The 23,806-nt window shown below is 67.5% G+C and carries 23 protein-coding genes and 1 tRNA gene; 13 read left to right on the top strand and 11 right to left on the bottom strand.

The window, feature by feature from the left end:
* The first annotated feature begins 59 nt into the window (after positions 1 to 59).
* From menD to A5691_RS03740, 3 genes are all read left to right on the top strand, one after another.
* Positions 60 to 1,685 (top strand): 2-succinyl-5-enolpyruvyl-6-hydroxy-3-cyclohexene-1-carboxylic-acid synthase, encoded by a 1,626-nt coding sequence (gene menD, locus A5691_RS03750; protein WP_068017734.1) that lies wholly within the window; start codon positions 60 to 62, stop codon positions 1,683 to 1,685.
* Entirely contained in the window at positions 1,682 to 2,197 is a 516-nt protein-coding gene (locus A5691_RS03745; RefSeq protein WP_068017732.1) for a DUF3592 domain-containing protein, read from the top strand. The genes menD and A5691_RS03745 overlap by 4 nt, the downstream gene beginning before the upstream one ends.
* An 89-nt stretch (positions 2,198 to 2,286) precedes the next feature.
* Positions 2,287 to 3,441 carry a glycosyltransferase family 1 protein gene (locus tag A5691_RS03740; protein WP_067749215.1) on the top strand — a complete coding sequence of 385 codons (1,155 nt, stop codon included), beginning with the start codon at positions 2,287 to 2,289 and terminating at the stop codon, positions 3,439 to 3,441.
* A gap of 40 nt (positions 3,442 to 3,481) precedes the next feature.
* Here the strand turns inward: A5691_RS03740 and A5691_RS03735 are convergent, their stop codons facing one another.
* Positions 3,482 to 4,324 (bottom strand): class I SAM-dependent methyltransferase, encoded by an 843-nt coding sequence (locus A5691_RS03735; protein WP_156669911.1) that lies wholly within the window; start codon positions 4,322 to 4,324, stop codon positions 3,482 to 3,484.
* 232 nt (positions 4,325 to 4,556) lie between these two features.
* Here A5691_RS03735 and A5691_RS03730 point away from each other — a divergent pair, with 232 nt between their 5' ends.
* Positions 4,557 to 5,183, top strand: coding sequence for an FHA domain-containing protein (locus A5691_RS03730; protein WP_067749221.1), 627 nt, complete (start codon positions 4,557 to 4,559; stop codon positions 5,181 to 5,183).
* Between the two features lie 16 nt (positions 5,184 to 5,199).
* Here A5691_RS03730 and A5691_RS03725 read toward each other — a convergent pair whose 3' ends face one another.
* The gene (locus A5691_RS03725; RefSeq protein WP_068017730.1) at positions 5,200 to 5,976 is read right to left on the bottom strand and encodes an RNA polymerase sigma factor; all 777 of its coding nucleotides are present in this window, start codon (positions 5,974 to 5,976) and stop codon (positions 5,200 to 5,202) included.
* A gap of 185 nt (positions 5,977 to 6,161) precedes the next feature.
* Between A5691_RS03725 and A5691_RS03720 the strand changes: the two genes are divergently transcribed.
* Together A5691_RS03720 and A5691_RS03715 are read left to right on the top strand one after the other, a co-directional pair.
* Positions 6,162 to 8,768: an FAD-dependent oxidoreductase gene (locus A5691_RS03720; RefSeq protein WP_068017727.1), complete on the top strand. Its 2,607-nt coding sequence runs from the start codon at positions 6,162 to 6,164 to the stop codon at positions 8,766 to 8,768.
* A 31-nt stretch (positions 8,769 to 8,799) separates the two neighbouring features.
* Entirely contained in the window at positions 8,800 to 9,048 is a 249-nt protein-coding gene (locus A5691_RS03715) for a hypothetical protein (protein ID WP_068017724.1), read from the top strand.
* Here A5691_RS03715 and A5691_RS03710 read toward each other — a convergent pair.
* The 3 genes from A5691_RS03710 to A5691_RS03700 all read right to left on the bottom strand — a co-directional run bounded on the left by A5691_RS03710 (position 9,029) and on the right by A5691_RS03700 (position 12,898).
* The gene (locus tag A5691_RS03710) at positions 9,029 to 10,297 is read right to left on the bottom strand and encodes a cytochrome P450 (protein WP_068017720.1); all 1,269 of its coding nucleotides are present in this window, start codon (positions 10,295 to 10,297) and stop codon (positions 9,029 to 9,031) included. The two genes, A5691_RS03715 and A5691_RS03710, sit on opposite strands and share 20 nt — an antisense overlap.
* A gap of 209 nt (positions 10,298 to 10,506) precedes the next feature.
* Positions 10,507 to 11,970, bottom strand: coding sequence for an FAD-dependent oxidoreductase (locus A5691_RS03705; protein ID WP_068017718.1), 1,464 nt, complete (start codon positions 11,968 to 11,970; stop codon positions 10,507 to 10,509).
* Positions 11,971 to 12,073: 103 nt separating this feature from the next.
* On the bottom strand, positions 12,074 to 12,898 hold the full coding sequence (locus tag A5691_RS03700; protein WP_068017761.1) for an SDR family oxidoreductase: 825 nt from the start codon (positions 12,896 to 12,898) through the stop codon (positions 12,074 to 12,076).
* Positions 12,899 to 12,953: 55 nt separating this feature from the next.
* Here A5691_RS03700 and A5691_RS03695 point away from each other — a divergent pair, with 55 nt between their 5' ends.
* Complete coding sequence (locus A5691_RS03695; protein WP_067749232.1) at positions 12,954 to 13,646, top strand: demethylmenaquinone methyltransferase; 693 nt, start codon at positions 12,954 to 12,956, stop codon at positions 13,644 to 13,646.
* Between the two features lie 7 nt (positions 13,647 to 13,653).
* Here the strand turns inward: A5691_RS03695 and A5691_RS03690 are convergent, their stop codons facing one another.
* Together A5691_RS03690 and menJ are read right to left on the bottom strand one after the other, a co-directional pair.
* Complete coding sequence (locus tag A5691_RS03690) at positions 13,654 to 14,007, bottom strand: DUF732 domain-containing protein (RefSeq protein ID WP_067213104.1); 354 nt, start codon at positions 14,005 to 14,007, stop codon at positions 13,654 to 13,656.
* A 91-nt stretch (positions 14,008 to 14,098) separates the two neighbouring features.
* The gene (gene menJ / locus A5691_RS03685; RefSeq protein WP_197498994.1) at positions 14,099 to 15,337 is read right to left on the bottom strand and encodes a menaquinone reductase; all 1,239 of its coding nucleotides are present in this window, start codon (positions 15,335 to 15,337) and stop codon (positions 14,099 to 14,101) included.
* Positions 15,338 to 15,352: 15 nt separating this feature from the next.
* Here menJ and grcC1 point away from each other — a divergent pair, with 15 nt between their 5' ends.
* From grcC1 to A5691_RS03670, 3 genes are all read left to right on the top strand, one after another.
* The gene (gene grcC1 / locus A5691_RS03680) at positions 15,353 to 16,369 is read left to right on the top strand and encodes a nonaprenyl/(2E,6E)-farnesyl/geranylgeranyl diphosphat synthase (protein ID WP_067749238.1); all 1,017 of its coding nucleotides are present in this window, start codon (positions 15,353 to 15,355) and stop codon (positions 16,367 to 16,369) included.
* A gap of 71 nt (positions 16,370 to 16,440) precedes the next feature.
* Complete coding sequence (gene htpX, locus A5691_RS03675) at positions 16,441 to 17,295, top strand: zinc metalloprotease HtpX (RefSeq protein WP_067749241.1); 855 nt, start codon at positions 16,441 to 16,443, stop codon at positions 17,293 to 17,295.
* 135 nt (positions 17,296 to 17,430) lie between these two features.
* Positions 17,431 to 17,721: a toxin-antitoxin system HicB family antitoxin gene (locus tag A5691_RS03670; protein ID WP_068017714.1), complete on the top strand. Its 291-nt coding sequence runs from the start codon at positions 17,431 to 17,433 to the stop codon at positions 17,719 to 17,721.
* Positions 17,722 to 17,796: 75 nt separating this feature from the next.
* Here A5691_RS03670 and A5691_RS03665 read toward each other — a convergent pair whose 3' ends face one another.
* From A5691_RS03665 to A5691_RS03650, 4 genes are all read right to left on the bottom strand, one after another.
* The gene (locus A5691_RS03665; RefSeq protein WP_068017712.1) at positions 17,797 to 19,350 is read right to left on the bottom strand and encodes a SulP family inorganic anion transporter; all 1,554 of its coding nucleotides are present in this window, start codon (positions 19,348 to 19,350) and stop codon (positions 17,797 to 17,799) included.
* Positions 19,351 to 19,595: 245 nt separating this feature from the next.
* The gene (locus tag A5691_RS03660) at positions 19,596 to 20,621 is read right to left on the bottom strand and encodes an NAD(P)H-dependent glycerol-3-phosphate dehydrogenase (RefSeq protein WP_067749252.1); all 1,026 of its coding nucleotides are present in this window, start codon (positions 20,619 to 20,621) and stop codon (positions 19,596 to 19,598) included.
* A gap of 41 nt (positions 20,622 to 20,662) precedes the next feature.
* Positions 20,663 to 22,147 (bottom strand): NAD(P)/FAD-dependent oxidoreductase, encoded by a 1,485-nt coding sequence (locus A5691_RS03655; RefSeq protein ID WP_068017709.1) that lies wholly within the window; start codon positions 22,145 to 22,147, stop codon positions 20,663 to 20,665.
* Between the two features lie 25 nt (positions 22,148 to 22,172).
* Complete coding sequence (locus A5691_RS03650; protein WP_068017706.1) at positions 22,173 to 22,664, bottom strand: YajQ family cyclic di-GMP-binding protein; 492 nt, start codon at positions 22,662 to 22,664, stop codon at positions 22,173 to 22,175.
* Positions 22,665 to 22,733: 69 nt separating this feature from the next.
* Here A5691_RS03650 and A5691_RS03645 point away from each other — a divergent pair.
* The 3 genes from A5691_RS03645 (at position 22,734) to A5691_RS03635 (ending at position 23,709) form a co-directional block, all read left to right on the top strand.
* A tRNA-Tyr gene (locus tag A5691_RS03645) sits at positions 22,734 to 22,817 on the top strand.
* Positions 22,818 to 22,983: 166 nt separating this feature from the next.
* Complete coding sequence (locus tag A5691_RS03640; RefSeq protein ID WP_255392566.1) at positions 22,984 to 23,349, top strand: hypothetical protein; 366 nt, start codon at positions 22,984 to 22,986, stop codon at positions 23,347 to 23,349.
* Between the two features lie 3 nt (positions 23,350 to 23,352).
* Complete coding sequence (locus tag A5691_RS03635) at positions 23,353 to 23,709, top strand: hypothetical protein (protein WP_068017700.1); 357 nt, start codon at positions 23,353 to 23,355, stop codon at positions 23,707 to 23,709.
* Positions 23,710 to 23,806 lie beyond the last annotated feature (97 nt).

The raw sequence follows: 23,806 nt of genomic DNA, 5'->3' as shown, positions 1-23,806 counted from the left end.
GACCAGCCCGCCAACTCCACGTTCGGCCCCCGGTCGGCGGGCTGTGACAGGCTGTAGGAGTGAACCCCTCGACGACTCAGGCCCGCGTCGTCGTTGACGAGCTGATTCGCGGCGGCGTCCGCGACGTGGTGCTGTGCCCCGGGTCGCGCAACGCGCCGCTGGCCTTCGCGCTGCACGACGCCGACCGCGCCGGCCGGATCCGGCTGCACGTCCGCATCGACGAGCGCACCGCCGGCTACCTGGCCATCGGGCTGGCGATCGCCGCCGGCGCCCCGGTGTGTGTCGCGATGACGTCGGGCACCGCCGTTGCCAACCTGGGGCCGGCCGTGGTGGAGGCCAACTACGCGCGGGTGCCGCTGATCGTGCTGTCGGCCAACCGGCCCTACGAGATGCTGGGCACCGGGGCCAACCAGACCATGGAGCAGCTGGGTTACTTCGGCACCCAGGTCCGCGCCGCTATCAGCCTGGGCCTGGCCGAGGACGCACCCGAGCGGCTGGAGTCCTTCAACGCGACGTGGCGATCGGCCACCTGCCGGGTCCTGGCGGCCGCGACGGGATCCCGCACCGCCAACGCCGGCCCGGTGCAGTTCGACATCCCGCTGCGCGAGCCCCTGGTGCCCGATCCCGAACCCCGGGGCGCCGCCGTGCCGCAGGGGCGGCCCGGCGGGCGGCCGTGGACCTACACGCCGCCGGTCACGTTCGACCAGCCGCTGGACATCGACCTGTCGCCCGACACCGTCGTGATCGCCGGGCACGGCGCGGGCGTGCACCCCAACCTCGCGCAGTTGCCGACCGTCGCCGAATCGACGGCACCGGCACCGGAAAACCCGCTGCACCCGCTGGCCCTGCCGCTGCTGCGCCCGAAGCAGGTGATCATGCTCGGGCGGCCCACCCTGCACCGGCCGGTGTCGGCGCTGCTGGCCGATCCGCAGGTGCCGGTGTACGCGTTGACCACCGGACCGCGCTGGCCCGACGTCTCGGGCAACTCGCAGGCCACCGGGACGCGAGCGGTCACCACCGGCACGCCGAGTGCGGCCTGGTTGAAGCGCTGCGCGGAGGTCAACCGGCACGCCAACGACGCGGTGCGCAACCAGCTAAAGGCGCACCCGCTGACCACCGGCTTGCACGTGGCGGCGGCCGTCGCCGACGCCCTTCGGCCGGGTGACCAGCTGGTGCTGGGGGCGTCCAACCCGGTCCGCGACGCCGCCCTGGTCGGCCTGGACACCCACGGCATCCGCGTCCGCTCCAACCGCGGGGTGGCAGGTATCGACGGCACGGTGTCCACCGCGATCGGGGCCGCGCTCGCCTACGAGGGCCGCACCGTCGCGCTGATCGGCGACCTGACGTTCGTCCACGACAGCTCCGGGCTGCTGATCGGGCCCACCGAGCCGACCCCGCGGCAGTTGACCATCGTGGTCTCCAATGACAACGGCGGTGGCATCTTCGAGTTGCTCGAGCAGGGCGACCCGCGATTCTCCGACGTGTCGTCGCGGATCTTCGGGACGCCGCACGACGTCGACGTGGGTGCGCTGTGCCGCGCCTACCACGTCGAGAGCCGGCAGATCGAGGTCGACCAGCTCGGCGCGGCGCTCGACGAACCCGCGCCCGGTATGCGGGTGCTGGAGGTCAAGGCCGACCGGTCGTCGCTTCGGCAGCTGCACGCCGCCATCAAGGCGGCCCTTTGATCGACCCAAAGGCATTGCTGCACATATTGATTCACGGTCGCAGTGACAAGCCGCCCAACACCAGGCCCCGGATCGCACTGCGCTGGGCCCGCGTGACGGTGCTCATCGTGACCGGCTTGGTCACCCTGCAGTCGGTCTTGCTGGTGGCCGGCGCCTGGCGCGATGACCTTGCGATTCGACACAACATGGGGGTGGCGCAGGCCGAGGTGCTCAGCGCCGGGCCGCGCCGCTCCACCATCGAATTCGTCACACCCGAGCGGGTCACCTACCGCCCGGAGCTCGGCGTGCTGTACCCGTCGCATCTGGCCACGGGCATGCGTATCTACGTCGAGTACAACAAGAATGATCCCAATCTGGTTCGGGTGCAGCACCGCAATGCCGGGCTGGCCATCATCCCGGCCGGCTCCATCGCCGTGGTGTGCTGGCTGGCCGCGACGGCCCTCCTGATCGGGCTGGCGGTGCTGGACAAGCTGCTCGATCGCCGCGACGAGGCCGCGGCGGCACCGGCATAGCCGGGGTTGGAAGCGTCCGACCAGCAGATTTCGCGCGACGTATGCCCGCAGGCAACCTTCGCGACAGCCGGCGCTGACACCGTAGTGGTGTGCGCGTTGCAATCGTCGCCGAATCGTTCCTGCCGGAAGTCAATGGTGTCAGCAACTCGGTGCTCCGGGTACTCGAGCATCTGCGCCGGACCGGTCACGAAGCCCTCGTCATCGCCCCGGACACCCCACCGGGCGTGACCCCGGCGGATCGCGTCCACGACGGGATCCGCGTGCATCGGGTTCCCTCGCGGATGTTTCCGAAGGTCACCACGTTGCCACTCGGCGTGCCGATGCCCCGGATGGTGAGCGTGCTGCGCGGATTCGACCCGGACGTAGTGCATTTGGCCTCGCCGGCCTTACTGGGTTACGGCGGCGTCAAGGCGGCGCGCTGGCTGGGGGTGCCGACCGTCGCCGTATATCAAACGGACGTACCGGGTTTCGCTGCGAGCTATGGCATCCCGATGACGCAGCGGGTCGCGTGGGCCTGGTTCCGGCATCTGCACAGCCTCGCCGACCGAACCCTGGCGCCGTCCACCGTGACGATGGAATCGCTTGTAGAGCACCGCTTCCCGCGCGTGCATCGCTGGGCGCGCGGCGTCGACGTGCTGCGGTTCGCCCCGTCGGGGCGCGACGAGGCGCTCCGGCGCCGATGGTCACCGCGGGGCAAGCCGATCGTCGGCTTTGTGGGCCGGTTGGCCCCGGAGAAGCACGTGGAGCGGCTGATCCCGCTGGCGGCGCGCGACGACGTGCAACTCGTCATCGTCGGCGACGGCGTCGACCGCGGCAAACTGCAAAAGGCAATGCCGACAGCGGTTTTCACCGGCGCGCTGTACGGCGACGAACTCGCCGTGGCGTACGCCAGCATGGATGTCTTCGTGCATCCCGGCGAGCATGAGACGTTTTGCCAAGTCGTGCAGGAAGCGCTGGCGTCGGGGTTGCCGGTGATCGCCCCCGACGCCGGCGGCCCACGCGACCTCGTCACGCCGTGGCGCACCGGTTTGTTACTGGGCGTCGACGAATTCGAGGCGAGGTTGCCTGAGGCCGTCACCCATTTGATCGACGAACGCCACCGCTACGCATTGGCCGCCCGGCGCAGCGTGCTCGGCCGCAGTTGGCCGGTCATCTGTGACGAGCTGCTCGGTCACTACGAGGCGGTGCTGTCGCCGTTCTCCCGCAGGCGGATGTTCGCCAAGCGCTACGCGCAGGGCCAGTGAACTAACGGTCCGCCCGCGGGACCAACCCCAGGCGCTGACGTCAGTGGTCGTGCCCGGGCGGGGGATCCTGGATCGGGTTGTCGGGTCGCCCCGTGTGTGGTTGCTCTGGTGCCTGGCCGGAGCGCGCCGCCAGCAGATGCGTAATACGTTGCGGATCCCCCACAGCCGCCAGTTCCTTGAGAAAGGAATAGACCCCCTGCAGGGGAAAGCGGAAGGGTTCATCCGTCGTCTTGCGCAGCACGGCGCACGCGAGACTGTCTCGGATGCCCGGATTGGCGGCAACCAACTCGGAAGTGATCTGGCCTGGGATGATCGGCATCATCATGCTGTCGCTCGACAGCACGGCGAGCAGGACCTCGTAGCCGTTCGCGGCGGCCAGGTCGTGGAAGAACCCCGGCTGGATGTTGTAAAGGCCATGGTCGACCCATCCCAGGCACGGCGTCCAGTGGATCATCACGCCCCCCGGGGCGGTGTGATCATGAATCGCCTTGAAGCAATTGGCCTGATTGAAGACGTGCTCGGTCGTGCCGTTGTTGATGCAGACGTCGAACCTTGTCCCAAGGTCGAAGGGCAGGTTGAGATCCTGCTGCAGACGGTAGTGATTGGGTGGGAGCAGGTCGATGGCGTTGTAGCTGCGGAAGTCGAACAGGGCTCGGTAGATTCGCTTGGCGTCGGCGTAGACCTGGGCCACACCGTCCGGCGGCGTCTCGGCCAGCAACGCGTCGCGCCGTGGCCCTTCGGCGAGAAGGAGCGGGATCGCCTGCACCACATCGATCATGGTCTCGGCTTCGCCGAATTCCAGGAGGCGGCCTTGCTGAGGAAGCAGCCCGCGGCGCGACGCCTCCAGCAGGAAGCTGAGCTCAACATTGGTGATTGCCATCACGAAGTCGGGTTAGGGATGCGGCGACGCATGCTCGTAGATCCTATGGCTTCTCGCCGGCAGGGAAAACGGCTACCGGTGATGCGTCACCACGGTCCAACCGCAACCGGGCGTCGTGGACCCGAATACCGGGGGAATCTCGGCAGCCGAGCACGCGATTTTCGGCTCAGCGGACCGTTCTCCGGCCATTCTTTGCGCCGCGGGGTCAGAATGGGCCGTGATAGGAGGCGTCGATATGTCGTCCCATTTGGAAGTGTGGAAGCCGTCGGGGCGGGAGCTGGTCGCGCTCAGTGGTGAACGGGTGACCCTCGGCAAGTCCTTGACCAACGCGGTGTCGTTGGAGCACGACCCGACCGTGTCGCGGGTACACGCCGTCCTGGAGAATTTCGGGCAAGCCTGGTCCGTGCGTGATTTGGGAAGCCGCAACGGCACCTACGTCAACGGGGAAAGGATCGCGGCGGAACGGATCCTGCGGTCGGGAGACGAATTGCGGCTCGGCAGTTCGCGGTTGGTGTTCTGGATGACAAAAGGGGCTGGCGAAGCGCCGGGCGACCAAGAGACCGAAACCGGCAAGTCCATCCTGCGGCCGCCCCGCATGACCGCGCGCGAACTCGATGTCCTCAAGGTTCTGTGCCGCCCGTTCGTCGCCGACGACCCGTTCCCCGAGCCCGCATCGGTCCGCCGGATGGCCCAGGAACTCTTCGTCACGGAGGCGGCCGTCAAGCAACACCTGCAGCACCTGTACGACAAGTTCGGCATCACGGCCGAGGGGGATCGCCGGGTCCGGCTGGCCAACGCGGCCATCCGGCTCGGGGCCGTCAACCGCTCCATGCTGCGTGACCGTCGCACCCAGCAGAAGTGAGCCCGCGGATATTTCGTTACCCGCCGTGTGGCTTGGCCAGCTCGTCGAGTACCCCGCCGCCAAGCAGGGCAACGGCATTGAGGGCGCTGCGGCGGTACCCGTCGCATGTGGGGCACGACTCGATGTGGCGCGCAATGCGTTTCCGCATCAGGACGGTGAATTGATGGTCCCAGCCGGTCAGGTCCGCGGCGAGCCGCGGGCAGCCGTGTTGGGTCGCGCGGCGGGCCACCAACAGGGCGCCCAGTGAGCGTTCGATGGTGTCGCGCAGCCGCTGCAGGACCTTCTTGGTGGAGTCGTAGCTGATGCCCAACGCTTGCGCGAGCTCGGTTCCGGTCGCGCCGTGGCGGTAGGCAAGCTCCAGCACCCGCCGGTCGCGCTCGCACAATCCGTCGGCCGCCTGGTTGATCAGTTGACGGAGTTCGTTCTGGGCGGTCAGCGTGAACGGCCCGGGATCGGTCGCCGCATCGTCGGGCAGCTCGTCGCAGGCGGCCTCGCGGCGGCGTTCGGACAAGGCCCGCAGCGCGCTGCGGCGGGCGATGGCGTAGAGCCACGGCCTCAGCTTGTCCGCGTCACGCAGCTTCGGCAACTGTGTGGTGGCGGTGCAGAAGACATCCTGCACGCAGTCCGAGGCGGCGTGGCGATCACGCAGCATGCCGACGCAGTAGGCGTGCAGTGGGCCCGCGTAGCGGTGGTAGATATCGGCCAGCGCCGCGCGATCACCGGCCGCCGCGGCCCGGGCGAGGTCTGCGTCGCTGAGGATGCTGCGGTTCGGCAGTGTGGTCGTGGAAGTCATGACCGAAATGCTCGGGGATTATCGGCGATCAGGTAATTACCGTGGGGGCCACTTTCTTCTCTCGGAAGGGAAGGGTTTCCTACCCATTTGGTAAGGCCCGGGCATGCCGGGCCGCGGCCGGTCGTCAGCAAATCGAGTATCGCCGTACTCAAGACAGCCGGTGGGCGCGGCGGGATCATCAGACGATGACCCATGCAGCCAGCACAGACCGGCCGCTGCCGGACGTCGACGTCGTCGTGGTGGGCGCGGGTATCGCGGGCCTGTACCTCGCCTACCGGCTAAGCCGCGCCGGATACCGGTTCCGCGTCTTCGAGGCGGGCGACGACCTCGGCGGCACGTGGTACTGGAACCGCTACCCGGGCGCCCGGGTTGACGTGCCCAGCGTCGACTACATGTACAGCTTTGATCCCGACTGGCACCGCGACTGGCGGTGGTCGGAGAAGTACGCCACCCAGCCGGAGATCCTGCGCTATCTCAATCACGTCGCGGACAAGCACGACCTGCGCCGCCACCTCACCTTCTCGACGCGGGTGCAGCGCGCAGGCTGGGACGACGATGCCTCGCTATGGCGGGTGGGCACCGACCGCGGGGACGAACTCACCAGTCGTTTCGTCGTGATGGCCACCGGCTGCCTGTCCATGCCCAAGCAGGCCGAGGTCCGGGGGCTCGAGCGGTTCGCCGGCGAAATCTACTTCACCAGCGCCTGGCCGCACGAGCCGGTCGATTTCACCGGCAAGCGGGTGGCCGTCATCGGCACGGGTTCCTCCGGGGTGCAATCGATTCCGGTGATCGCACGGGAGGCGGCGCAGCTGGTGGTGTTCCAGCGGACGCCGAACTTCTCGATCCCGGCGCACAATGGTCCGGTGCCGCCCTCGAAGGTCGCGCAACTGACGAATGAGGCGGAATACCGTGCGGCCGCGAAGCTTTCGTTCGGCGGCATCCCGATGGAGCGCGACATCACTCCCACCTTCGGCGTTTCGGAGGCCGAACGCCAACGCCGCTACGAGCGCGCCTGGGCTGACGGCTTGCTGTTCGAGGCCATCAACGTCTTCGCCGACGTGCTGAGCAATCCCGCCGCCAATCACGAATATGCCGAGTTCTTCCGCAACAAGATCCGCTCGATCGTCGACGATCCCGACACCGCCGCCGAACTCTGCCCCACTGATCACCCGCTGGCGACGAAACGGCCGTGCCTGGACACGAACTACTACGCCACCTACAACCTGCCGCACGTGCGCCTGGTCAACGTCCGCAAACATCCCATCCGGGAAATCACGGCGACGGGGATCGACACCACCGGCGAGTCGTTCGCTTTCGATGCGATCGTCTTCGCGACCGGTTTCGATGCGGTGACGGGCGCGATCACGGCGGTCGACATCAGGGGCCGTAATGGTCTGGCGCTCAAGGGCAAATGGGCCGACGGACCGCGGACCTACCTCGGCTTGACCACGGCCGGTTTTCCCAACTTGTTCTTCATCACCGGTCCCGGCAGCCCCTCGGTGTTGACCAACATGGTCGTGTCGATCGAACAGCATGCGGATTGGGTGCTCGACTGCCTCGGCCAACTGAGCGCGGACGGCTTCGAGGTCATCGAGCCCACCGAACTGGCGGAGGCCGGGTGGATGCAGCACGTCAACGACTGCGCCGACATCACCCTCTACCCCCAGGCGAACTCGTGGTACATGGGCGCCAATGTGCCCGGCAAATCCCGGGTTTTCCTGCCGTACTGCGCGGGCTTCGACTTCTACCGTGCCGGCTGCGACGAGGTGGTCGCCCGCGATTACCTGGGCTACAGGAGATCTGGCCCCGCCGGCTCACGCTGCAACGACGGAGTGGTGCGCCGGTTGCAGCCGGACGTCGAGATGGTCCTCAACGAGGTGGCGGCGCTGAATCTGCCGCCGATGGAATCGATGGGCGTCCAGGAGGCTCGCGCGTTGTACGCGCAGATGTCGATGGCGCGGCCGCCGGGACCGGATGTCGGCGAGATCGTCGACGGCGTGCTGCCCGGCCCCGCCAGCGATTTGGCGTACCGGCTTTATCGGCCTGCCACCCCGGGTCCGCATCCGGTGGTCGTGTATTTCCATGGCGGCGGCTACGTTCTCGGCGACGCCGTCGCGGATGATCCGCTGTGCCGGGATCTTTGCGTGCGGAGCGGCGCCATGGTGGTCTCAGCTGACTACCGCCATTCGCCCGAGAACCGCTTTCCTGCGGCCGTCGATGACGCGATGGCCGCGGTGCGGTGGGTCGCCGACAACGCCGAGGCGCTCGGCGGCATCCCGGGTCGGTTGGCGGTGTGCGGCTGGAGCGCGGGCGGGGGACTCGCGGCGGTGGTGTGCCGGCTGGCGAGGGACATGGGCGGCCCGACCATCGTGGGCCAGGTGTTGTTGACGCCCTTGACGTCCGGCGAGATGACGCGCGCGTCGTTCACCGAGAACGCCGATGGCTACGGTCTGACGACGCCGCTACTTCGGTGGTGCTACGACCATTACATCGACGCTGCGGATCGAGAAGACCCCCGATTCGCCCCCTTGAATGCCGCCGACCTGTCCGGGCTGCCGCCGGCCCTCGTGGTGACCGCCGAGTTCGATCCCCTGCGCGATGTCGGCGAGGCCTACGCCGCCGCGCTGCAGGCGGCGGGGGTGCCGACCGAGCATGTCGGCGCCCGCGGTCACACCCACCTATCGGTGCCGATGGTCGACGTGGTCATCTCGGGCGCACCGGTGCGGGCGCGGATGGCGGATGTCCTACACGAATTCCTCGTACAGACAAGGGTTTCCCAGCCCACGCCCTGACGGCTCGGCAACAGAGAAAGGACTCGCAAGGATGGTCACGACGCGTGCTGAGGCAGCGGAATACGTCAAGGATGCCGGAGGATTGAAGCTCGTCGTGTTCGGGGCCGACGGGCACGAGGTCGCGGCGATGTTCGTTGAAGGCGCGGTGACGTACAACCCCGAGGAATCGACCTTCATTGCCGTCGCCAAGGACGGTCACCCGGTGGGCGAACTCTTCGTGGACGAATCGGTCGATTACGACGAGAACATCGACGCCTTCGTCATCCGCACCGTGCGCTAGTCGCGGCGACATCGATCTCGGGCGTGAATTCGACTGGCAGCGTGGCGGGTCCGCTCAGCCCGGTCAGCGGCTTCCACGGCGCGGGTCCGGTGCGGCGCGCGTCGGGCATGCGCCGCGCCATGGTCGCCAGGGCTTCGGCGAGCTCGAGTCGGGCCAGGTTCGCGCCCAGGCAGTAGTGCATGCCGGCGCCGAACGTCTGAATCGGCGGGGCCCCCACTCGGGTGATGTCGAGTCGGTCGGGGTCGTCGTAGACGGCGGGGTCGCGGTTGGCTGCGGCGGTGTTTGCGATGACCACGGTGCCCGCGGGGATCACCACCCCGGCGACTTCGACGTCCTCGAGAGCGATGCGCAACGTCGCGGCGGCGATGGGCGAATGCCGCATCGTCTCTTCAACCGCACTGTTCGCGACTTCTGGGTGCTCGCCCAGCAACCGCCACTGCCCGGGACGGTCGCACAGCACGTGCACGGAGGCGGCCAGCTGGTTGCGGGTGGTGTCGGTGCCGGCCATCAGCAGGCCCGCGGCCAGCATGCGTAGCTCGTCGGCGCTCAGGTGGTCGCCGTCGTCCTCGGCGCGGATCAGGTCGGAGATGAGGTCGTCGGTCAGCCGGTGGCGTCGCTGCGCGACCATGTCGTCGATGTAGGCGTCGAGCTCGTCCCATGCGGCCAAGATGTTGTTCTGATGAGCGGCGACCTCCCAGCTGAAGGCCTTGAAGATGTCGTCGGTCCACTCGGAGAACAGCTTCCAATCTTCGGCCGGGGCGCCCAACAGCGCACAGATGATCGGGATCGGGTATTGCCGGGCGATGTCGGCGACCACGTCGCAGCGCCCAATTGCGGTGTGGTGGTCCAGCAGTCCGTTGATCACCCCGTCGATCGTTGCGCCCAGCCGCGCGGTGGCGCGCGGTGTGAACGCCTTGGACACCAGGCGGCGCAGCCGGTGGTGCTCGGCCCCGTCGAGGCTGATCAGGTTGGTGGCGACGCGCTCCCACAATGGGCCGGTCGTGATGCCCTGGGAGGCAAGGAACATCCCCTGGGGCACGCGGAAGCGCGGGTCGCGCAGCACACTTCGGACCAGTTCGTAGGTCAGCACTTCCGGCCCATGCGGGCCGATCGCAATCGGTGCCCGGCGGCGCGCCTCGTGGAGAATCAGGTGAGCCTCTTCGGGGCTCTGGCAGTGCTCGTAATCAATCGTCGGCAGGCCGGCATCGAAGACGCTCGGGCAGGCCGACGTGTCAACCGTGAGTGTCATGGTGGTGCTCCCCAAGGGCGTCGGTTGAGTGGTTTCGCCACCAAGTCTTGTTTGCGCTAGACCACCCCACACGCGTAGTCGACTACCTGTCTTGCGGTACCGGTACTTTCGCGAAGTGGTTGGGCTCACCAGGCGGTGTGAAGCCGGTCGCGCCCGTGCGCCGGGAGTGGCGGTGCCGGATGACGGAAGCCGTTCCCCCGGTATGTGCCTTACCCGCTGAGCGGGCCGCAACGGATTTCGAGACGCTCCCGCACCGTGTCGAGAACCCGGCGTTGGCGCTCGCACTCCCGGCGGTGCGTGAGCATGAACCGCGCCATGCCCGGCACCCGTCGCGGCAACGGGTACCACTTATCGAAATCGAGGTTGTTGTCGGTGAATACGCGACGGGGGACGTCGTCGTAGATCAGGCTGAGATTGTGCTGAACGAGGGCGAAGAGCACGTAGGGAAACGCCAGCGGCGCCTTCTGCCTCAGATTCATCCAATCTATTTCGTAGAGCGGAATATCCGTGAGCTTGCCCAGGAACATCAGGTGGCCCAGGAAGTACCCCATGAACGCAGGCAAGTGCAGCATGGCCGACCGCACATTGATGGAAACGACTGCGCCGCTGGGTGAAACGTACGGCTCATACGGGTATTCGTCTGGGAACTTGACGTATCCGGTGCAGTTGATTATCCAGCTACCCGGTTCGATCGTCTTCGTCGATCCGCTCCGGAACACCAACTCGGTCGTGCCGTTGCGATCGACCGCATCCTCGAAATAGTCCATCACGACGTCGTTCAGCCCGGCGGAGATCGTGCGGTTCTCGGCCTCGGACAACACTCCCAACACGAAGTTGTCCGCCTGGGGGGTCAGGAAGGTGCCGTGCGTGGCGCGATACCAAGCCTGCACCTCTGATTCGTTCGTGCCGTCGTACCGGTGACTCAACTGGGTGGCGACCGCGCTCGGCGGCGTGCCCGCCCACCAGCGCCGGGCGCCGCTCGGCAGCAGGTCGTCGCGGCAGGAGAAGAACGTGCCGCGGCCGGCGACCATGTTGACCTCGCGGCCGGGGTAGCTCGTGATCAGCGCGTGCGCGGTGTCCATCGCGGTTTTTCCGCCGCCGACGACCCACACGGGCGCGTCGCTCTCCCTGATGTCGCCGGCCCGCACGTCGCAGTAGTCGGGCGACACCGAATGGACGCGCTTGCTCGAGATGGCCAGCGGTTCGTTCGGGGTGATCCCGAGGCCGAAGGCCTTGATCAAACGCGTGGTCTCGACGACGAGCTGCCGCCCGTCGGGGGCCCTGCAGGTGACCCGCACGATGCCGTTCGTCTCTTCTGCGGCCTCGAAGTCCCAGCCGAGATACTCCTCGACTCCGACCCGCTGCCTGATCACGTCGACGCAGTGCTCGAAGTGGGCGAGCACCTCGCCCTTGGTCGCCAGATAACTGCGCTCCTTGGCGAGCGTCCACTCGATGTTGCCCGCCGTGAACATGGGGTGCGGCTGGTGCAGGCGGACATAGGGGTAGACGTCGACCCACATGCCGCCGACGCGTCTACGGCGGTCGATCAGGACCACCGTCTGCTCACGCGATAGGTATCGGCTGGCGGCGAACGAGGCATTCAACCCGGCGATGCCGGCGCCGACGATGCACACGTCGCTGGTTGCCACCGGCGCGGACTGGGGTGCGGACATCGGACCGCCTTTCCTCGCAGATGCCCACAATTATGGGTCCGCACCGGGCTGCCGACATGCGTAATCGACTACCTCACTGGTAGGCGCCGACGTCCGCGGCTCGCTACCCCTGGGCCAACTCGGCGACCGGCTGCCATTCCTCCCAGGTGCGCAGCCGGCTCTCGTAGTCGGCCTTGGCCGTCGCCAGCGGTGAAGCGCCGAAAAAGACTCGCAGCGGCGGCTTTTCGGCGTCGACCACCTTCAGCAGCGCCGTGGCGGACGCCTCCGGACTGCCCGGGCTGGCCCAGCGCTTGCTGCGCTCGGCCTGCACGGCGGCACGAACATCGTCGTACGCCGGCAGCGGATCGGCGTGCCTGGCCGAATCCCCGGCCCAGTCGGTGTCGAAGCCGCCCGGCTCGATCAACGTGACGTGCACACCGAACGGGGCGACCTCTTGGGCCAGCGCCTGCGAAAAGCCTTCCAGGGCCCACTTGGACGCGTGGTACATGCCGACCAATGGGAAAGCGGTGATGCCCCCGATCGAGGACACCTGAATGATGTGGCCGCTGCGCTGGTCGCGCAGGTACGGCAACGCCGCCTGGGTGATCCACAGCGCCCCAAAGACGTTGGTCTCGATCTGATCCCGTGCGTCTTGTTCGGACAACTCCTCGACGAACCCGAACTGCCCGTAACCGGCGTTGTTGACCACGATGTCCAGCCGCCAGAAGTGGTCGTGCGCCTGCTTGACCGCGGCGAAGTCGGCGTCCCGATCGGTGACGTCCAATCGGATCGGCAACAGCGCGTCGCCGTACTTCTCGGCCAGGTCGTCGAGCGATGCCGTGTTGCGGGCGGTGGCGGCGACCTTGTCGCCGCGCTCGAGCGCCGCGATCGCCCACGCGCGCCCGAAGCCTCGCGATGTACCGGTGATAAACCAAACTTTTTCAGTCACGCAGTGTTGCAACGCCGCCGTCACCGCGTAATTCCCGGACGGTAGCGTTTCCCTCGTGAGTCGTGCGGCGTTGGACAAGGACCCCCGGGACGTCGCGTCGATGTTCGACGGCGTCGCCCGCCGCTACGACCTGACCAACACCGTGCTGTCGCTGGGGCAGGACCGGTATTGGCGGGCCGCCACCCGGTCGGCACTGGCGATCGGACCCGACCAGAAGGTGTTGGACCTGGCCGCCGGCACCGCGGTGTCCACTGTCGAGCTCAGGAAATCCGGGGCATGGTGCGTGGCGGCCGACTTCTCGGTCGGGATGCTCGCCGCGGGTGCCGCGCGCAACGTCCCGAAGGTCGCCGCCGACGCCACCCGGCTGCCGTTTGGGGACGACGTATTCGACGCGGTCACAATCAGTTTCGGGTTGCGCAACGTCGTCGACCCGCAGGCGGCGCTGCGCGAGATGGCCCGCGTCACTCGCCCGGGGGGCCGGTTGGTGGTGTGCGAATTCTCCACGCCGACCAACGGGCTGTTCGCCACCGTCTACAAGGAGTACCTGATGCGGGCGCTGCCGCGGGTGGCCCGCGCGGTGTCCAGCAATCCCGACGCCTACGTCTACCTCGCGGAGTCGATCAGGGCGTGGCCGGACCAGACCAAATTGGCGCACGAGATTTCGCGGGCCGGATGGGCGGCGGTGCGGTGGCGCAACCTGACCGGCGGCATCGTGGCGCTGCATGCGGCCTACAAGCCGCTGCGCTGAAAACGGGCTAGTGGGTGCCGGCCCGCTGAACGAAGCCGACCTGGTCGGGGCAGTAGTGGTCCACAGCGGCCCCGAGGAACTGGAACGCCTGGCCCTGGGTGGTGCCGCGCGGCAGGTTGTGCTGGATGAAGTTGGCCGACTTGTACGGGTCGCCGTCCACGCCCCGGCCGATCCGGTCGCAGGTGATCTTGCCCAGCCACGCGAGCTGGTCCTGCGGCTGGTAGATACCGAAGCCGTTGACGGTGTTCTTGAACGGGGCGTCGTAATCGTTCGACGGCGGCGGCGAGGCCAGCGCCGGCGCGGCCAGCGCGATGGCGGCGGCGGCCAGGCCGCCGATAGTAGCCAGCTTCGTTCCCTTCATTAGCCGGACTATACACCGCTCATCTGAAGCGCGCGGAAAAATGTCCACTGCCCCGATCCGGCCGGATGACCGTTTGCGCAGGTCAGTCGGCTCAGGTGAACGGCACCCGGCGATCGATCAGCCGCGACAGCCGGCCGCCGCCCCGCCAGGCCCGCGCGACCCAGTCCGCGTCGTCGTCGGTGACCAGGTTGGCCATCACCCGCACGGCGATCGTCATCAGCCGCGGCGAGCGCATCGCGATCGGTCCGGTCGCGGGCAGGAAGCGCTGAAAGGTCAGCAACAGCGCCAGCCGGCGCGCGACCGAGAAGCCCCGGCCGTAGTGCTGCTGCAGCAGCGACGGCCACACCCGCGACAGGTCTTGAGACAGTTCGCGGCAGTCCAGCAGCTCGGCGGCCAACCGTCCCGTCTCCATCCCGTAGTCGATGCCCTCCCCGTTCAACGGGTTGACGCAGGCCGCGGCGTCGCCGATCAGCATCCAGTTGGGCCCGGCCACCCCGGACACCGCGCCGCCCATCGGCAGGAGCGCCGACGCCACCGCCCGCGGCGGGCCTTCGAAGCCCCATTCGTCGCGCCGCAGGTCGGTGTAGTAGTCGATCAGCGGGCGCAGCGCCAGGTCGGCCGGCCGTTTCGACGTCGACAAGGCCCCGACGCCGATGTTCACCTCGCCATTGCCGAGCGGGAAGATCCAGCCGTAGCCGGGTAGCACCGCGCCGTCCGGCGAACGAAGCTCCAGGTGCGACGTCAGCCACGGGTCGTCGGCGCGCGGGGTGGCCAGATACCCGCGGGCGGCGACGCCGTACACCGTCTCCTGGTGCCAACGCCGGCCTAGTTTGCGACCCAGCGAAGAGCGGGCCCCGTCGGCTACGATCAGCTGCCGGCAAGCCACCTCCGTGCCGTCGGCCAAGGTCAGCGATGCCACCCGCCTCGACGAGTCATGATGCACCGCAACGGCTTTCGTTCCCAACATCATTCGCGCGCCGGAATCCTCGGCGACCTTGCGGATCCGGTCGTCCAACTCGAGTCGGGCCACGGCGCTACCGGTCGACGGAAACGACGGGCCCGGCCAGTCGACCTGGACCTCGCCGCCGAAACCGCTCATCCGCAGGCCGCGATGCCGGATGCGGGTGTCCAGCCAGTCGCCCAGCCCGAGGCGCTCGCACTCGGCGACCGCGCGCGGCGTCAGCCCATCACCGCACGCCTTGTCCCGGGGGAAGCTGGCGGAGTCGATGACCAGCACGTCGTGGCCCGCGCGCGCGGCCCACGCGGCCGCCGCCGAACCCGCGGGTCCGGCGCCCACGACCACCAGGTCGGCTTTGGTCTCCACGCTCACCAGTATGTTGGTCGGGTGAGTACTCCGGCGACGGTGGTGGCGGGCATCGACTTCGGCGACCCCGCCTTCGCCGCCACGGTGCGCGACGGCGTCGGGCGGATCGAACGGCTCATGGACACCGAGCTGCGCAGCGCCGACGACGTGATGACCGACTCGCTGACCCACCTATTCAAGGCCGGCGGCAAGCGATTCCGGCCGTTGTTCACCGTCCTGTCCGCCCAGATCGGGCCGAACCCCGACGCGCACGAGGTGACGATCGCCGGCTCGGTCATCGAGCTGGTGCACCTGGCCACCCTCTATCACGACGACGTGATGGACGAGGCGGAGGTGCGCCGGGGCGCGCCCACCGCGAACGTCCGCTGGGGGAACAACGTCGCGATCCTGGCGGGGGACTACCTGTTCGCCACGGCGTCGCGGCTGGTGTCGCGGCTCGGACCCGAGGCGGTGCGCCTGATCGCCGAGACGTTCGCCCAGCTGGTGACCGGGCAGATGCGGGAGACGCGCGGCCTGACGGGCCCGGCCGAGGGGGCCGATCCGATCGAGCACTACCTGAAGGTGGTGTACGAGAAGACCGCCTGCCTGATCGCCGCGGCGGGCCGGTTCGGCGCCATGTTCTCCGGCGCCGACGCCGAGCAGGTCGAGCGGCTCAGCCGGCTCGGCGGCATCGTGGGCACCGCCTTCCAGATCTCCGACGACATCATCGACATCGACAGCGACTCGCATGAGTCCGGCAAGCTGCCCGGCACCGACGTGCGTGAGGGCGTGCACACGCTGCCGATGCTCTACGCGCTGCGCGAACCCGGGGCCGACGCGGTGCGGCTGCGTGAGCTGCTGGCCGGGCCCATCGACGACGACGCGGCGGTGGCCGAGGCGCTGGCGCTGTTGCGGGCGTCCCCCGGGATGGCCAAGGCCAAGCAGACGCTGGCCGAATACGCGGGGCAGGCGCGCGACGAGCTGGCCCTGCTGCCCGATGTCCCCGGCCGGCAGGCGCTGCAGACGCTGGTCGACTACACCATCAGCCGGCACGGTTAGCGCGTCGAGGGAACCTTTGGCGCCTTTTCAGGCGTTCAATGAGCGATAGTCGACGCTCCAAGGAGGACCCGATGACCTGGCATCCCCATGCCAACAGGCTGAAGACCTTCGCCCTGTTGGTCGGTATGTCCGCGTTGATCGTGTTCGTGGGCTCGCTGTTCGGCAGGACCGCGATGTTCCTGTCGGTGCTGTTCGCCATCGGCATGAACGTCTACACCTACTACAACAGCGACAAGCTGGCGCTGCGGGCGATGCACGCGCAGCCGGTGTCCGAGCTGCAGGCGCCGGCGATGTACCGGATCGTGCGCGAACTCGCCACCGCCGCGCACCAGCCGATGCCCCGGCTGTACATCAGCGACACCAACGCGCCCAACGCGTTCGCGACCGGCCGTAACCCGCGCAACGCCGCCGTGTGTTGCACCACCGGCATTTTGGGAATCCTCAGCGAACGCGAGCTGCGGGCGGTCCTGGGGCACGAGCTGTCCCACGTCTACAACCGCGACATCCTCATCTCCTGCATCGCCGGAGCGATGGCGTCGATCATCACCGCCCTGTCCTACATGGCGATGTTCTTCGGCGGCAACCGCGACGACGAGGGCAATCCCTTTGCGCTGCTGTTGGTTTCGCTGCTGGGTCCGATCGCCGCCACCGTGGTGCGGCTGGCGGTGTCGCGGTCGCGCGAGTACCAGGCGGATGAATCGGGTGCGGTGCTGACGGGCGACCCCCTGGCCTTGGCGTCGGCGCTGCGCAAGATCTCGGGCGGCGTCCAGGCGGCCCCGCTGCCGCCGGAGCCGCAGCTGGCCAGCCAGGCCCACCTGATGATCGCCAACCCGTTCCGCGCGGGCGAGCGGATCGGGTCGCTGTTCTCGACGCACCCGCCGATCGAGGACCGCATCCGCCGGCTGGAGGCGATGGCGCGCGGCTAGCCGAGCATGAGTCCGTCGCGGGATTTGATATCGCCCGCGCTATCAAATCCGGCGAGAGCCATATGGTGCGGAGAGGCCCGTCCCTGGGGATGAGTGACTCCCGGATTTGATATCACCCGTGCTATCACATTGCGCGTGGACCACTACACCTACCGAGCGCAGTGGTTGCCCGACTACGACGAATACCTTGGCGTATGCGTCGAATTGCCGTACCTGAGGCGCCAAGCGCCCACCGCGCCCCAAGCGGTGGCCGCCATCGAGGACGCCGTCACCGAGCATGTGGAGGTCCTGCGCGCCTGCGGCGACGAAGTTCCCGAACCGCTGTCGCGGCGCCACTACGGCGGGCGATTCCTGGTGAGAACCTCGCCGGAGTTGCATGCCCGCCTCGCGCTGGAGGCCACCGAGCAGGGTGTGCCGATGAATTAGTGGATCGTCCAGAAGCTCAGCGGGAGGGCGCCGAGCGGCACCTTCGGGCTTTCCGGGTGGGATTGAGCACGCCAATCAGGCAGCGGCCTCGGGCCTTTCGGGCTCGACGACCTCACTCGCATTTTTGCCAGCGGCATGGCCGGTCTCGAACCTCCCGCGGATGTTCACCGTGCCGCCGTTGGCTTCGTGCTGGCGCTGCCAGTCGCTGATCGTCTGATGCGCCGCGTGGTCCAGGTAGTGCACCGAAACATCCACGGTGACAACGGTTCCGGTGGGAATCGAGGCCAGGACCCGGGTGAGTCGCGGGAGCGCCAGGAACGTGCACGCGGCGCCCTCGATCTGCACCTGCCAGTCGCCGTCGACGGACGTGGCGTCGACCTTGGCCCGAATCACCCGCCAACCGGTCAGCGCGATGGCCAGCGCGAGGCCGATCATCACCCCGTGCAGCAGGTTGAGGAACACCACACTGACGGCGGTCACGACGTACACGGCGAGATCGCCGTGCTTCATCGCGGTTTCGATATGGGCCGGCTTGAGCAACTGGATGCCGATGACGATGAGCAGCCCGGCGAGCGCGGCGGTGGGGATTTCGTCGACCAGCCCGGCGAACGGGATGGTGAACAGCAGGATCCACACGCCGTGCAGGAACGCCGAGGCGCGCGACTTGGCGCCCGCGTTGACGTTGGTCGAGCTGCGGACGATGACGCCGGTGACCGGCAGCCCGCCGATCGTGCCCGACACCATGTTGGCGGCGCCCTGCCCGACCAATTCCCGGTCGAAGTCGGTGCGTGGCCCGTTGTGCATCCGGTCGACCGACACCGCCGACAGCAGGCTTTCGACGCTGGCGATGAGCGCGACGGTGATCACGCCGATCGCGACCGCGCCCCAGCCGTCGTGCGGAATGTCGGGCAGCTGCAACGCGTCCAACGGCGAGCCCTCGAGGTCGATGCGGCGCACGTGGAACGGAAAGACGACCGACACCACCGTCACGACCACGATCGCGACCAACGGGCCGGGAACGCGGCGCAACTTGGTGGGAACCCACCGCCAGCAGACGAGGATGGCGATCACCAATGCGCCCAAGATGACCCCCGGCCGGTGCGCGCCGATGATCTGCCCCGGCAGCTCGATGACGTTGTGCCAGGCCGTGCTCTTGGATTTTCCGCCCAGCAGAACGTGCGCCTGTTGCAGCGCGATCGTGATGCCGATGCCGGCCAGCATGGCGTGCACGACCACCGGCGAGATCGCCAGCGCCGCCCGCGCGACGCGGCTGAGCCCCAACAGCACCTGCAGGGCGCCGGCGGCCACGGTGATGAAACACGTTACGCCCCAACCGAAGTCGGATACCAAGTCGGCTACCACCACCGTCAGCCCGGCCGCTGGGCCGCTGACCTGTAGCGGCGACCCGCCGATGGCGCCGACCACGATGCCGCCGACGATGGCGGCGATCAGGCCGGCCAGCACCGGGGCGTTGGATGCGATCGCGATCCCCAGGGACAACGGGAGCGCGACCAGGAAAACGACGAGCGACGAAGGGAGGTCGTGCCGGATGATCGACCGCACGCGGTCTTTGCGCGGGCTGGCGGTCTGGTCGTGAGGTTGGTTGCCGAGCTGTTCGATGTGTTGCATCGGTCGCTTCCCTCGTTAGATGTTTGCGGGGGATGTTCCGATGTCCGCCCCATATGGCGCTGTATTACGTCGGCGTAAACTCTTGGCGCACAAACGGTTACGACCCGGCCGGACCCACACTGGCACGGCCGGGAATCCCTGGCTGCTGCATCGACGGTATTTTGCTGGCGAACCGAGGGTCAAGCGGACGGGCCCGGCCCATATGGAATGCAAAGATTTGAATTCGACCGGTGTCGGACGGCCCGTCAGAAGCCCGAGCCGTGCACCTCGTGCCCGGGTACCTCGACCATCAGGCCGCGGTAGGCGTCCTCGACCGTCGCACCGTGGTTGATCACCGCGTCGACCTCGCGGGCGATCGGCATGTTCAGGCCGAACTCATTGGCGAATTCCATGATCACGCTGGCGGCCTTGACGCCTTCGGCGACCTGGTTCATCGAGGCGATGATCTCGTCGATCGGCTTGCCCGCGCCGAGTTGTTCACCGACGTGGCGGTTGCGGCTGCGCTGGCTGGTGCAGGTGACGATCAGGTCACCCAGGCCGGCCAGGCCCGGGAAGGTCTCGGGGTTGCCGCCCAGGGCCACGCCGAGCTTGGTCATCTCCCGCAGCGCGCGCGCGATCACCAGCGCGCGGGTGTTCTCACCGATGCCCAGCGAGTAGCCCATTCCCACCGAGATGGCATAGACGTTCTTCAGCGCCCCGGCCATCTCCACCCCGATGACGTCGTCGGTGGTGTACACCCGGAAACGCCGGGTGCGGAACAGCCCGGAAAGCCGGGTCGCCAGGTGCTGGTCGGGCATGGCCAGCACCGCCGCGGCGGCGTAACCCTCGCCGACCTCGCGGGCGATGTTGGGCCCCGCCAGGATGCCGGCCGGATGACCGGGCAGGACCTCCTCGATGATCTGCGACATCCGCATGTTGGTGCCCTGCTCGAGCCCCTTGACCAGGGACACCACCGGTACCCAGGGCCGCAGTTCCTTCGCCAGCTCGGTCAGCACCCCGCGGAACCCGTGTGAGGGCACGCCCATGACCACGACGTCGGCGCAGTTGGCCGCCTCGGCGAAGTCGGTGGTGGCGCGCAGGGTGTCGCTCAGCACCGCCTCGTCGCCGAGGTAGCGGCTGTTGCGGTGGTTTTCGTTGATGTCCTTCGCGGTCTCCTCCGAGCGCACCCACTGCAGCGTCGGTCCTCGTCGCGCGCAGATGGAGGCAACCGTGGTCCCCCAGGAACCGCCACCGAGGACAACGACCTTGGGTTCACGCATCTCTGCTGCCATGGCGATCAGCGTATTGCCGACATCGAAGATTTAGAAGCAGTTCACCCGGCGAGTGCCCGGTCGGACGCCCGGCCGAACACCATCGCCTCCTCGATGCGGTCGAACCGGTAATCGATGGCGTCGGCCAGGTAGTTCTGCCGCACGTTCCACGGCCGCCTGGTTCCCGACTTCGGCAGCGCGTGCACCGAGCGCAGCACGTAGCCGGCGTTGATGTCCCACGAGGGCTTCTCGGTCATCGGCTCGTTGCCGCGGTGCGGGTAGGCGTGCGTGTAGCCGTGGGCGGCCATGTGCGCCAGCAGCTTTGCCGTCGCCCGGGCGGTGATGTCCGCGCGCAGCGTCCACGATGCGTTGGTGTAGCCGACGCACCAGAACAGGTTGGGCACGTCCTCGAGCATGTGTGCCTTGTAGACGAAGCGGTCGTTGGTCTTGATCTCGTTGCCGTCCAGGCTGATCGCGGTGCCGCCCAAGGCCTGCAGCTGCAACCCGGTGGCGGTGACGATGATGTCGGCGTCGAGGTGCCCACCGGATTCGAGCGCGATGCCCGTCGCGTCGAAATGGTCGATGTGGTCGGTGACCACCTCGGCGCGGCCGGCGCTGATGGCCCCGTACAGGTCGGCGTCGGGGATCAGGCACATCCGCTGGTCCCACGGGTCGTACCGCGGTTTGAAGTGGGTGTCGACGTCGTAGCCGGGGGGCAGGCTGGCGACCGCCTTGCGCCGCAGCAGCCACCGCACCAACCCGGGAGCCTTGCGGGACAACGCGAAGAACACCGCCTCGGTCAGCGCGCTGTACATCCGGACAACCAGATGGGCGGGCTTGCGCGGCAGCACCTTCCGCGCGACGGCGGCGACCCTGCCGTATTTCGACGCCGAGATCAGATAGGTGGGCGAGCGCTGCAGCATGGTGACCTTCGCGGCCCGATCCGACAGCGACGGCAGCAGGGTGACCGCGGTGGCCCCGCTGCCGATCACCACGACCTTCTTGCCGGTGTAATCGAGGTCCTCCGGCCAGTGCTGGGGATGCACCACGGTCCCGCCGAACGTTTCGATGCCCGGGAAGTCGGGGGTGTACCCCTCGTCGTAGTTGTAGTAGCCGCTGCCGAAGAAGAGGAACCGGCCGCGGTAGCGCTTCGGCGCGCCGTCCTGCTCGACGGTGACCGTCCAGGTGTCGGTGGACGAATCCCAGTCGGCTGAGCGGACATGACTGTCGAATCGGATGTGGCGATCGATCCCGTATTTGTGCGCCGTGGCGGCCAGGTACTCGCGGATGTGCACACCGTCGGCCACGCCCTCCTTACGGGTCCACGGCTCGAACGGGAACGACAGCGTGAAAATGCTGCTGTCCGAGCGCACCCCGGGGTAGCGGAACAGGTCCCACGTGCCGCCGATCTGCGCGCGCCGCTCCAGGATGGTGTAGGTCAGCTGGGGGTTGCGCTCGGTGATCCGGTAGGCCGCATCTATGCCGGAGATGCCGGCACCGACGATGATGACGTCGGAGTAGTCGGCCTCGGTAGGGGTCATCGCCATTGAGAACCTCGCTTACGGCCGTGGGCTACCGGTAGTTCACGAACTGCAGCGCGACGTCCAGGTCGGCCTGCTTGAGCAGCGCCTGGACGGCCTGCAGGTCGTCGCGCTTCTTGCTGGTGACGCGGATCTCGTCGCCCTGGATCTGCGTCTTGACGCTCTTGGGGCCCTCGTCGCGGATCAGCTTGGTGATCTTCTTGGCGTTCTCGCTGCTGATGCCCTGCTTGATGGTGCCGCTGACCTTGTAGGTCTTGCCGGAGGACTGCGGTTCACCGGCGTCGAACGCCTTCATCGAGATGTCGCGGCGGATCAGCTTCTCCTTGAAGACGTCGACAGCCGCCTTGACGCGTTCTTCGGTGGACGACGTCAGCTCGATTGCCTCTTCGCCCTTCCACGCGATCGTGGTGTCGGTTCCGCGGAAGTCGAAGCGAGTGGCCAGCTCCTTGGCGGCCTGGTTGAGCGCGTTGTCGACCTCCTGGCGCTCGACTTTGCTGACAATGTCGAACGATGAGTCCGCCATTCGATCCGTCCCTTCATCCGGTGATGGCCGTTTGTGCTTTGTCTACCCCCTCGTTGTAACCTGTCTGGCGGCAGGTTGCCCGAGCGGCCAATGGGAGCGGACTGTAAATCCGTCGCGAAAGCTTCACAGGTTCGAATCCTGTACCTGCCACCACCATAACAGCAGCTCAGGGTATGGTTTAGTGCCGTCGTGGGTTGCCTGCATCCCTCCCGCATCCTATGGTTTTCCATTCGCTGGTGGGCGGCCTGGCCGGAACCTGTGAATTTCCCCGTTTGCCCAGGCGTGTCACCGGTTGGCACCCGCCTGACAGCCTCCTGTTCTGGCTGGTGATCATCGGTGCCGACCCCGACCCCGGCCCGCGCGGCGGGAGGCCAGGTCCGCCTATCCTGAACAGGTGGCGAACATCGAATTGGCGGCGGCCATCGTAGGTGGCACCGTGGCTGTTTCAGCACTGGTGAAGGCGATGACCAGTTGGTTCCTTAGCAGGAATGCTAAAACCGAGATCGTCATTCGGCGGGGAGATGCGACTGTCAGGTTAGACCCCAACAAGCTTCAAGACGCCGAAGAGATCATCCAGATCGCCGCAGACCTCAGCGCCCGGGGAAATCTCAGCGCCGAAGCACAGGTAGTGCCCAAGAGGCCCCATCGTGGCGACGGGGCCGGAGATCCGGCGGCGAGCGAGTGAAACGTGGCTTTGCAGAACGCCGGTAGCAAGGTCACGGCTGGTGTCGGGGGCGGCGGCGGTGGAACTGCCCTCATCGCCTTTGCGCAGCACCTCGGCACCAATACGTGGCCAGGTTTCCTCCTGCTGTACGGCGCTCCTCTAATTGGGATCATGTTCGGCGAATTGATTGATCTAATCCTGTCGTGGGGGCAGCGGAGACGTGTTGAGTCAGCTATCAACGACGCACGCAAGACAATCAACGAGGCTCTCAAAAACCCAGCGACCACAGAAGAGCACAAAAAGGCCATGCAAAAGAAGCTGGAAGAGTTGGACAAGGTGGTCGCCGACAGCAAAATCAAGCGAGTCAAGGGATCGGCTTAGTGGAGAGCCTGCAACGGTGGAGATCCATACCGGTCGTCAGGTCCGCTGCCTTAATTAGGCTGTGCGCCAGACGCTTCGCCTGACTCGGGCTTAGTCG

Origin of the sequence: Mycobacterium sp. E183 (assembly GCF_001667735.1) — a bacterium.
In the GTDB taxonomy this organism is placed as follows: Bacteria; Actinomycetota; Actinomycetes; order Mycobacteriales; family Mycobacteriaceae; genus Mycobacterium.
The sequence above is the reverse complement of the archived record's forward strand: the minus strand, read 5'-3'. Positions and strand labels throughout refer to the sequence as shown.